This window comes from Mesorhizobium sp. P5_C1 (assembly GCF_054049815.1).
Window position 1 is genome coordinate 1 of record NZ_JBFULQ010000255.1, and the last position, 7,740, is coordinate 7,740.

The 7,740-nt window shown below is 63.0% G+C and carries 9 protein-coding genes; 7 read left to right on the forward strand and 2 right to left on the reverse strand.

Going from position 1 to position 7,740, the window contains the following annotated elements; translation table 11 throughout:
* On the reverse strand, positions 1–736 hold a 736-nt coding region (locus ACXJ7R_RS19340; protein WP_457153246.1), incomplete at its 3' end, for a FadR/GntR family transcriptional regulator.
* 183 nt (positions 737–919) lie between these two features.
* Complete coding sequence (locus ACXJ7R_RS19345; protein ID WP_457153247.1) at positions 920–1,909, reverse strand: sugar-binding protein; 990 nt, start codon at positions 1,907–1,909, stop codon at positions 920–922.
* 470 nt (positions 1,910–2,379) lie between these two features.
* Between ACXJ7R_RS19345 and ACXJ7R_RS19350 the strand changes: the two genes are divergently transcribed.
* From ACXJ7R_RS19350 to ACXJ7R_RS19380, 7 genes are all read left to right on the forward strand, one after another.
* A complete protein-coding gene (locus tag ACXJ7R_RS19350) occupies positions 2,380–3,120 on the forward strand; it encodes an ATP-binding cassette domain-containing protein (RefSeq protein WP_457153248.1) in 741 nt (246 codons plus the stop codon).
* Positions 3,121–3,155: 35 nt separating this feature from the next.
* Positions 3,156–4,154, forward strand: coding sequence for an ABC transporter permease (locus tag ACXJ7R_RS19355; RefSeq protein WP_095091447.1), 999 nt, complete (start codon positions 3,156–3,158; stop codon positions 4,152–4,154).
* An 87-nt stretch (positions 4,155–4,241) separates the two neighbouring features.
* Positions 4,242–5,009 carry an SDR family oxidoreductase gene (locus tag ACXJ7R_RS19360; RefSeq protein ID WP_457153249.1) on the forward strand — a complete coding sequence of 256 codons (768 nt, stop codon included), beginning with the start codon at positions 4,242–4,244 and terminating at the stop codon, positions 5,007–5,009.
* 186 nt (positions 5,010–5,195) lie between these two features.
* The gene (locus tag ACXJ7R_RS19365; protein ID WP_457153250.1) at positions 5,196–6,023 is read left to right on the forward strand and encodes a helix-turn-helix domain-containing protein; all 828 of its coding nucleotides are present in this window, start codon (positions 5,196–5,198) and stop codon (positions 6,021–6,023) included.
* A gap of 133 nt (positions 6,024–6,156) precedes the next feature.
* Entirely contained in the window at positions 6,157–6,600 is a 444-nt protein-coding gene (locus tag ACXJ7R_RS19370) for an SRPBCC family protein (RefSeq protein WP_184875027.1), read from the forward strand.
* A 12-nt stretch (positions 6,601–6,612) separates the two neighbouring features.
* Positions 6,613–7,407 (forward strand): FAD binding domain-containing protein, encoded by a 795-nt coding sequence (locus ACXJ7R_RS19375; protein ID WP_457153251.1) that lies wholly within the window; start codon positions 6,613–6,615, stop codon positions 7,405–7,407.
* 60 nt (positions 7,408–7,467) lie between these two features.
* On the forward strand, positions 7,468–7,740 hold a 273-nt coding region (locus ACXJ7R_RS19380; protein ID WP_457153252.1), incomplete at its 3' end, for a (2Fe-2S)-binding protein.

The following is a 7,740-nucleotide window of genomic DNA, read 5'->3' on the forward strand; positions in this document are numbered from 1 at the left end:
TGTGCACGGCGTTGCGCGCGGCTGTCGGACGCCGCAGCCGGATGTTCTTCTCGATCGCCTCATGCAGCTTCTGCGCCTGCCGCTGATCACCGACCCTCTGCGTCGTGAAGTCGAAGAGATGGTCGAGTGCCGATTCGATCAGCACGCCGAGCGGCACCAGCAGATCGTTGCCGGAGGCGCGCAGGATGGCGAGATGAAAACGCGTGTCGGCGCGGATACGCTCCTGCAGGCTCAAGGCATCGCCCATCTCGCGGCAGGCCTGGCTGATCTCGGCCATCTGCTCGTCGCTGCGCCGCATGGCGGCAAAGGCCGACGCTTCCGGCTCGATGATATGGCGAAACTCCTGCACGGTGCGCAGGAATGCCTCGCGATCGGGCGCTGTCGCGTACCAGGCCAGCACGTCGCGGTCGAGCAGGTTCCAGCGCTCTTTCGGCTCGACCCAGCTGCCGATCTTGGGGCGCGAGGCCAGAAGGCTCTTGGCCATCAACATCTTGATCGCTTCGCGCACCGCCGAACGGCTAACGTCGAAGATTTCGGCCCATTTGGCCTCGTTGGGCAAGATGGTGCCGGGCAGATAATCGCCGCGCACGATCCTGAGACCAATCTCGCTGGCTAGCGAGACATGAACGCTCGCTCCCGAAAAGTGTGCAGCGCCAGCCCTGCGCATGACAACTGGACGGAGGCTGTCTTGTGCCTTGGCCCGGTCGGTTCGCTTCTTTGACTTCTTGTCCGGCATCCACGTTCCAATGCGTCGGCCGTCTGTCGTCCGGACTGGTCCGGACCCGCACGGCACGCCGATCTCGTTGCCGAAAAATCCAGACCATGGACGCGGCAAAGCCGGAGCCTGCCGCCCCAACCGCAGTGTCCCGTTCAGGAATCGACGGGGGGCGCCCGTTGCCGAGCGCCCCAAATCGAGAACCTACTTCTGGATGCAGGTGTCGACCGTGTCCTTGGTGCATTCGTCGAGACCGGTAAACACCGGATCGGCGACGGTCTTGCCTTCGATCAGGTCGATCATCACCGAGGGCGCCTTGTAGCCCATTTCGAACGGCCGCTGGCCGACCAGTGCGGTGACCAGGCCGTCACGAGCAATCGCCACCTCGTCGCCAATCGTGTCGGCTGCGCCGATGACGAAGTCGTTGCTGGCGATGCGGTCCTTGAGCGGCCCGAACAGATCGCGATAGGGCTGCGGCGCACCGAAAAGCGGCCAGCCGCCCATGATGCCGAACGCGTCGAGCTTGGGGTTGGCGGCGAGGATATCGGTCATCGCCTGAACGCCCTTGGCGCCATCGTCATTGGTGAACACCGGGCAGCCGGCGACTTCGGTCCAGCCACCTTCGCCGGCGAGCGCCGCGAGGCCTTCCTTGCCCGACAGTGCGTCACGCATGCCTTGCGCACGACGCAAGATGTYGTCGGCCGCAGGATTGCCCTCGATGGTGCAGATCGTGCCGCCATTCGGCTTGCCCTTCTTGATGTACTCGCCGATCTTCTTGCCCATCAAGTAGTTGTCGGTGCCGAGATAGGTCTTGCGCAGCGCCGCATCTTCCTTGCTGAGGTCGGCATCGACCGTCATGATCGGGATCGTCGGATTGGCGGTCTTGATGGTCTGCGCGATCAGCGGCGCGTTGGATGGCGAAATCGCCATCGCCACGGTGTCGGCCTTGCTCAACATGTCCTGGACGATCTGCGCCTCGCCGGCCTCGTCCGAGGTCGAGGCAGGGCCGGTGTAGAAGCATTCATATTCCGAGCTGGCGTTTTCCTTGTTCCATTTCTCGCAACCCTGGTGGATGGCTTCGAAGAACGGATTGTCGAGACCTTTCACGACAATGACGAGCTGTTTCTTGGCCAAAGCCGGTCCGGCGCCAAGCGCCATCATGGCGGCGGCGGCAAGCAAAAGTGATTTCCTCATATCAGTCCTCCCTTGAAACAGACGGACACGGCGTGCCCGCCACACAGATCGACCGGACGCGTGATGACCGAGGTTCGTTTCGCGAGCTCTCGTATCGCCAAGACAGATCGATAAGCATTTCCAGATGCGGCCTTGGACCGGCTCAACACACGGGGTGCAGCCGAAACCTCGACCGATAAACCTCCACCGATTCCACCCGGCGAACCGCAGGCAGGGACCGGCATAATCTCCTCCGACGCTTAGCTAATATCGGCTCGCCGCCAACGTCAATGCTATTTGTCCTACAAAACGGATTTTTAGAATAATCCAACCTTAATTCGTCCGACAATTGATTGACGCGCGCCGGCTTTTGCGTAAAAGAACGCTAACGCTGTTTCCGGGAGGAGCTGGGAAGAGCGAGGCCAAAGCAGCGCCGGCATTGACGCCGGGAACAGCAGCAGGTCGCAAAGCACGGGGAGGCAAGAAGGCTGGTGGCGGTTCTCGAACTCACCAACATATCGAAGCATTTCGGCGCCATCCAGGCGGTCAACGACGTGTCTTTGTCGATCGAGCCCGGCCAGGTGGTCGGCCTGATGGGCGACAATGGCGCCGGCAAGTCGACGCTGGTCAAGATGATCGCCGGCAATTTCCGCCCGAGCCACGGCACCATGCAGATGGACGGCAAGGATTTGATTCTGCACAAGCCGGTCGAAGCCCGCCAGCACGGCATTGAGATCGTTCACCAGGACCTGGCGCTCTGCAACAATCTGACGGCAGCGGCGAATGTCTATCTCGGCCGTGAATTGCGCCGCGGCGTCGGCCCCTTCCGCATCCTCGACTACGCTTCTATGTACAAGCGCGCCGGCCAGATCTTCGCGGAGCTCAAGTCCGAGACCCGCCCGCGCGACCTCGTCAAGCAGATGTCGGGTGGCCAGCGCCAGGCGGTGGCGATCGCCCGCACCATGCTGTCGCAAGCCAAGATCGTGCTGATGGACGAGCCAAYGGCGGCGATCTCGGTGCGGCAGGTCGCCGAGGTGCTCAACCTGATCCGTCATTTGCGCGACCAGGGTATTGCCGTCGTGCTGATCAGCCACCGCATGCCCGACGTCTTCACCGTCGCCGACCGCGTCATCGTCATGCGGCGTGGCCGCAAGGTCGCCGACAAGACGATCGCGTCCAGTTCGCCCGAAGAAGTCACCGGGCTGATCACTGGTGCTATCGAACAGGTTTGATTTCAGCGCGTTCCACCGGCAGATAAAGGTCGATAATGGCAGTCACCCTTGACCAGACGATCGCACAGAAACAGCACACCTTGCTGTCGAAGCTGTTTGCCAGCCAGACCTTCTGGGTGGTGATCGCGGTCATCCTCGCCTGCCTGTTCCTGTCGTTTGCCACCGACGCCTTCGCCACGCAGAAGAACCTCTACAACATCACCCGCAACATCACCTTCGTCGCCATCATCGCGCTCGGCATGACCTTCGTCATCATCACCGGCGGCATCGACCTCTCGGTCGGTTCGGTGCTGTGCCTGTCGTCGATGGTGCTGGCCGTCACCATGCATGCCGGCTACTCGATCGAGATCGGCATCCTGGCCTCTATCGCAACGGCGCTTGCCATCGGCGCCTTCAACGGCATCCTGATCGCCTATCTCGGCTTTCCGCCGTTCGTGGTGACGCTCGGCATGTTGTCGATCGCCCGCAGCCTGGCCATGGTTGCTTCCAACAACACCGTCGTCTTCCAGTTCGGACCGGACCACAACAAGCTGCTGGCGCTGGGCGGCGGCGCCTGGGTGTTCGGCATCGCCAATCCAGTGCTTTACATGATCCTTTTGGCGCTGATCACCGGCTTCATCTTGCGCTGGACCAAGTTCGGCCGGCACATCTTCGCCATCGGCGGCAATGAGCATGCTGCGACGCTGACCGGCGTTCCGGTGCGCCAGATCAAGGTCGCCGTCTACATGATTTCGGCGCTCTCGGCCGGCATTGCCGGTATCATCCAGACCGGATGGCTGGGCGCCGTCACCACCAATCTCGGCACCGGCATGGAGCTTCAGGTCATCGCCGCCACCGTCATCGGCGGCGCCAACCTTGCCGGCGGCGTTGGCACCGCCTTTGGCGCCATCGTCGGCGCGGCGCTCATCGAGGTGATCCGCAACAGTCTCGGCCTGCTCGGCATCAATGCGTTCTGGCAAGGCGTGTTCATCGGCGGCGCCATCCTGCTGGCGGTTCTGTTCGACCGCATCCGCAATTTCCGCCGCAACGACTAGGACCATGATCCCGAAAAGTGGAAACCGGTTTTTCGGACAAACGGAAACCGTTTGTCCAGAGATCATGGTCGAACAGAAGACAGCCTGATGGCAAACTCGCTGTTCAGCCTTGAGGGCCGGCTGGCGCTGGTAACCGGCTCTGGTCAGGGCATAGGTTTTGCCCTGGCGCGCGGCCTGGCTGAACATGGCGCCGGCGTGGTGCTGAACGGCCGCGATGCCGCCAGGATCGGCGGCGCCGTCGAAAAGCTGCGCGATGCCGGCTTCAAGGCGCACGCCTCGACCTTCGATGTCACCGATTTTCAAGCGGTCAACGCGGACATCGCCCGCATCGAAGCCGAGATCGGCGCCATCGATATCCTCATCAACAATGCCGGCGTGCAGTTCCGCGCCCCGCTCGAAGACTTTCCCGAGGAGCAATGGGAGCGGCTGTTCAAGACCAATGTCTCAGGCGCCTTCCATGCCGGCAAGGCGGTTGCCCGCCACATGATCGCGCGCGGCATGGGCAAGATCATCAACATTGGCTCGGTGCAGAGCGAACTGGCCCGGCCGAACATCGCGCCGTACACCGCAACCAAGGGCGCGATCAGGAATCTGACCAGGGGTATGTGCACCGACTGGGCAAAACACGGCCTGCAGATCAACGCGATCGCGCCCGGCTACTTCCGCACCGAAATGAACCAGGCGCTGGTCGACAATCCCGAATTTTCCGCCTGGCTGGAGAAGCGCACGCCGGCCGGGCGCTGGGGCAATGTCGACGAACTGATCGGCGCCGCTGTGTTCCTCGCCTCCGACGCATCGTCCTTCGTCAACGGCCACACGCTCTATGTCGACGGCGGCATGACGGCTTCGGTTTGAGGCACCGACGCCGGCGCGGCCATCCACCGTTGTTCGGTTCACTGCCTATCGCTCAGTCTGAAAATCCACCGGCATCGGCCGTCATCCACCCTCGCCACAGGCCCACGTCTTGACGCGGCCCCGAACTCAGCCGCACAATCCGCCCCGCAGGCGAAGGGAGGCCAGTCGTCTGCGGGAGGAATACCCATGACGGAAGCGATCAGGCTCTACTGGGGCCGGTTCGGACATGTTTCTGTCCTGAATGTCGCAAGCGACTTCGTCACCCATGCCCACGTCGAAGCACATTTGATCATCTGGCTTGAAGGCACTGCCGGCGAGATGACCATCGGCCGCGAGACGGTACGGCTTGGCCCGCGCACCGCCGCCGGCATCAACTCCTTTCAGCCACACAGCCATGTCCTGTCGCGAAACGGCACGCCGGGCCTGTTCCTCGCCTTCTACATCGATCCCGACTGGGCGCGGCGGCGCCGCGACCTGCCTTCGTCCGCACCGCTGTTCTCGCAGGCCGCAATCACGCTGGAACCCTGGCTGCACCAGGCCGCCGCCAGTCTGCTCGATCACCTCATCGACAATGAAAGCGTCGACGATGTCGCCAATTACGAGATCGAGCGTTTCATCGACAGCGTCCTCGATGCCGCGGACGCTTCGGCGCCCCAGGAAGCGCGCGTCCGCATAAACACCATGCAGGATTTCCGCGTCCGCAAGGCAATCCAGCTGATGAGAGCCAATGTCTGCGAGCGCATCTGCTTCGACGACGTGGCGCGTGCCGTCGGCCTGTYGCGGCCGCACTTCTTCGCCCTGTTCAAGGAACAGACCAATCTGACACCCAATGTCTACTGGAACACGCTGCGCATGGAGGAAGCGGTGCGGCAATTGCAGTGGTCGCAGGAACCGCTGATTTCGGTCGCCTGCAATCTCGGCTTCACCACGCAGGGCAATTTCTCGCGCTTCTTCCGCGACCATGTCGGCGTGCCGCCGACGCTCTACCGCGAAGCGGCGCGGATGATCGCCTGAGCCAACCGGCCGCTTTTTCAGGCTCCCACCCTTTTTCAGACTCCTTGATACGGGCTCAAGACGCATTGATAAGCGTCTTTGACTTGGCCGCCCTACCCTTGCCCAACTGCCGCATCTGCAAGGGGACATCCATATGGCGAACGTCACCATCTCAAGCGTCATAGACGCACCGGTCGAACAGGTCTGGGCGCGCATTCGCGACTTCAACGGCCTGCCAGGCTGGCACCCGCGAATGGTGGAAAGCCATATCGAGGACGGCAAGGACGCCTCGACGATCGGCTGCGTGCGCAATTTCCAGCTCGCCAGTGGCGCCCGCATTCGCGAAAAGCTGCTCGACTTCTCCGACAACAATTTCCTCGTCAGCTACTCGATCCTGGAGACACCGCAGCCGCTCACCAACCACAAGGCGACGCTGCAGTTGCGACGCGTGACCGATGGCGACCGAACCTATGCCGAATGGACCGCCAGCTTCGACGCGGCGCCCGAGGAAGCCGGCAAGCTGGCCGAGGGCATGGGCGCCAACGTCTTCCAGGGCGGCTTCAATGCCCTGAAGAGCCATTTCGCCGGCCAGAGCTGAGGGAGCCCGGCTATGGCGCTAGCACTGCAGACTTTTGCGACGGTGAAGGAGGCCAACGCGGCGCTGAAATCCCAGGGCAGCCGCTATCTCGGAGGCGGCACGCTGGTCGTGCGCGCCGCCAATGAAGGCGATGTTTCGGTCTCCAGCCTGATCCGTTCGACCGAGCCGTCGCTTTCATCAATTGCCGTCACTGACAGCAAGGTCCGCATCGGCGCTTCGGTGACCATGGCGGCGGTCGCCCGTCATCCGGATCTCGGTTTCCTTGCCAAGGCCGCACGCGCCGTCGGCGGCCCGGCGGTCCGCAACATGGCGACCGTTGGCGGCAATCTGTTCGCACCGGCGCCTTATGGCGACTTCGCCGTTGCCCTGCTGGCGCTCGATGCCACGATTGGCACCGATGACGGCGAAACGCCGATCGAAACCTTCCTGGCAGGGCGCGACAGCAACCGCGCTATCGTCACTTCGGTCGCTTTCGCGCTTCCGAAGGCAGACGGCTTTCGCTTCCTGAAAGTGTCGCGGGTCAAGCCAAAGGGCGTCTCGGTGCTCAGCATCGCCGCCGTACTTGAACTGGCCGGCGACGGTGCCGTGTCCTCGGCGCGGATCGCGCTCGGCTGCATGGCAAACCGGCCGATGCGCGCCAAGGCCGCGGAAAAAGCACTGATCGGCCAAAGCCTGACCAAGGACGGCATCGCCCCGGCGCTCGCTGCGGGCAACAAAGGCACCTCGCCCGCCACCGATCCGATCGCCAGCGCCTGGTATCGCAACGAAGTGCTGCCGGTCCATCTCGGCCGGCTGCTGCTGACCTGAAACACCCGTTGGGGGGCGCGCGTCTGTCCGATCAATCGGGCAGGCGCGCAAGGAGGAAACATGGCAAAGGTCCCGGTCCAGTTCACGCTCAACGGCTCTGAAAAGGCCGAATTCATCGACAGCGGCACGACGCTGCTCCACGCACTGCGCGACAAGATCGGCGACACCTCGCCGAAAGGCGGTTGCCATCAAGGCACCTGCGGCGCCTGTTCGGTCATCATCGACGGCGAGCTCCGGCTGTCCTGCCTGACGCTGGCCGAGACGTGCAATGGTGCTGCCATCACGACGACATCGGGGCTTTCGGAAGGTGGCGTCCTGCACCCGCTGCAGCAC

What these genes read in the sequence shown, in the direction of transcription:
- ACXJ7R_RS19370 (WP_184875027.1), top strand. Translation starts at nt 6,157, where the DNA reads ATGGCGAACGTCACCATCTCAAGCGTCATAGACGCACCGGTCGAACAG.
- ACXJ7R_RS19375 (WP_457153251.1), top strand. Translation starts at nt 6,613, where the DNA reads ATGGCGCTAGCACTGCAGACTTTTGCGACGGTGAAGGAGGCCAACGCG.
- ACXJ7R_RS19360 (WP_457153249.1), top strand. Translation starts at nt 4,242, where the DNA reads ATGGCAAACTCGCTGTTCAGCCTTGAGGGCCGGCTGGCGCTGGTAACC.
- ACXJ7R_RS19355 (WP_095091447.1), top strand. Translation starts at nt 3,156, where the DNA reads ATGGCAGTCACCCTTGACCAGACGATCGCACAGAAACAGCACACCTTG.